The organism is Romboutsia sp., from assembly GCF_051659545.1.
GTDB lineage: Bacteria > Bacillota > Clostridia > Peptostreptococcales > Peptostreptococcaceae > JBOFOR01.
Genome location: NZ_JBOFOR010000066.1, coordinates 1 through 1,415, shown reverse-complemented (window position 1 = coordinate 1,415; position 1,415 = coordinate 1). Strand labels below are relative to the sequence as shown.

At 30.3% G+C, this 1,415-nt stretch carries 5 protein-coding genes; all 5 read right to left on the bottom strand.

The annotated features are described in order from the left end of the window. Positions 1–86: adenine-specific methyltransferase EcoRI family protein (locus ACRC03_RS03710; RefSeq protein ID WP_438651205.1), on the bottom strand; the 86-nt coding region annotated here is incomplete at its 3' end. A 50-nt stretch (positions 87–136) separates the two neighbouring features. Next, positions 137–610: a hypothetical protein gene (locus ACRC03_RS03705; RefSeq protein ID WP_438651204.1), complete on the bottom strand. Its 474-nt coding sequence runs from the start codon at positions 608–610 to the stop codon at positions 137–139. Beyond that, positions 600–944: a hypothetical protein gene (locus ACRC03_RS03700; protein ID WP_438651203.1), complete on the bottom strand. Its 345-nt coding sequence runs from the start codon at positions 942–944 to the stop codon at positions 600–602. The genes ACRC03_RS03705 and ACRC03_RS03700 overlap by 11 nt, the downstream gene beginning before the upstream one ends. Further along, positions 928–1,155, bottom strand: coding sequence for a hypothetical protein (locus ACRC03_RS03695; RefSeq protein WP_438651202.1), 228 nt, complete (start codon positions 1,153–1,155; stop codon positions 928–930). The genes ACRC03_RS03700 and ACRC03_RS03695 overlap by 17 nt, the downstream gene beginning before the upstream one ends. Then, a complete protein-coding gene (locus tag ACRC03_RS03690) occupies positions 1,152–1,370 on the bottom strand; it encodes a hypothetical protein (RefSeq protein ID WP_438651201.1) in 219 nt (72 codons plus the stop codon). Before ACRC03_RS03690 ends, ACRC03_RS03695 begins: the two co-directional genes overlap by 4 nt. Positions 1,371–1,415 lie beyond the last annotated feature (45 nt).

Genomic DNA, 1,415 nt, shown 5'->3' with positions numbered 1-1,415 from the left:
AATTCCTTCTCTATATCAGAGAGTTGGGTATAAAATTCATCATTTTTAGCTGTCTTAGCAGCGTGTAAATTACTGTTTTTTGCCATAATAAAAAATATTTGCCCTACATATTATTATAGGGCAAATATACTAAAAATTAACGTAACATTATTAAAAATTCCCTTAATTTCCCTATCTCAAAGAACTCAAATACTTTAACAGGGGTAGCACCATCACCATATACACTGGTAGTTCTTTCTTCTGGATTATAAACTACTCTAAATATTTGTGTAGCACCTTCAAATTCATAGTTGTTGGTACTTGTAGATGTTAACATCATTGAAATACCTTCATCATCATATGATAACTCTGCTACTGCATATTTAGCTGTTTCTTCCTGCTCCTCAAACTTAATAATATATTGAGCAGCATCTACTAACTCCTCCAATGCCATAATGTTCCAGTCAAACTTATCTTCTGGACAATCCTGTAAAGAATGGCCATACTTAGCTAATCCCTTAGCTACCTGTTTATCATAAGTCTCTGAAATATGGTTACTGTTGAGATACCACATACCCATTGAGTTAAGTATATCTGGTACTATCTTTAGTACTAATCTTTTATAGTCCATTCTGTTGACTTTTAAATAGTTGATATAATTCTTCAGTGGTGTAGGTTTTACTATATCCTAATCTATTTGTACCCCAACAAGTTACCTCATTTCTTTCGTCATTACTTCTATCTATTTTTGTAGTAATTGTCATAGAACCTTCTTCACTATTTCTATTAAGTATCCATTCAGCAAATGCTACAGCATCATTTTTGCTATACCAATTTGCATATTCTTGTGCAAAATTAAATATATCATCATAATCCATATCCTTATCTTCTGGATAGTTATTAGATAATTGCTTTAACCTTTTTTCAAGTTTTTTATCAATGTTTCTTTTATATTTTCCCAGCATCTTCTTTACTTTTTAAGTATTCATCAAATGTTTGGTATGTAGGTCCATCACCTTGAGCTTCATCATAACCAGATTCATATCCATTGGTAAAAGCATCTTCTAACAGAGCATTTAATTCTATCTTCCAATCATTAGGTAAAGTTCCTAATGTTTTGTTTCCTTTCTTAAAGTGCTCTTCCCATTCCTGTATTATCTTATCTATTAAGTTCATAATTCACTTAATTTAGTTTTAATCTGTTTCACAGGCTCATTACCAAGATACTCTAATTTAAGCTTAAACATTCTTCCATCATGTGTTGTAATAACTCCGTTGTTGTCAATAGACTTAACAGTTTTATATAACTCAGTAGGGACTATGTTTAAAGACTCTATAATAATTCTTCTTGTAAGATGTCCTGCTATACCATTTAATTTGTAACTATTCATGTTAATTTAATTTTAATTTGTTCCTTATTTTGTACCAAAAAGTTA

Excerpts from the sequence above, each read along its gene's own strand:
- ACRC03_RS03690 (WP_438651201.1), bottom strand. The coding sequence starts at position 1,370 with ATGAATAGTTACAAATTAAATGGTATAGCAGGACATCTTACAAGAAGA.
- ACRC03_RS03695 (WP_438651202.1), bottom strand. The coding sequence starts at position 1,155 with ATGAACTTAATAGATAAGATAATACAGGAATGGGAAGAGCACTTTAAG.
- ACRC03_RS03705 (WP_438651204.1), bottom strand. The coding sequence starts at position 610 with ATGGACTATAAAAGATTAGTACTAAAGATAGTACCAGATATACTTAAC.
- ACRC03_RS03700 (WP_438651203.1), bottom strand. The coding sequence starts at position 944 with ATGCTGGGAAAATATAAAAGAAACATTGATAAAAAACTTGAAAAAAGG.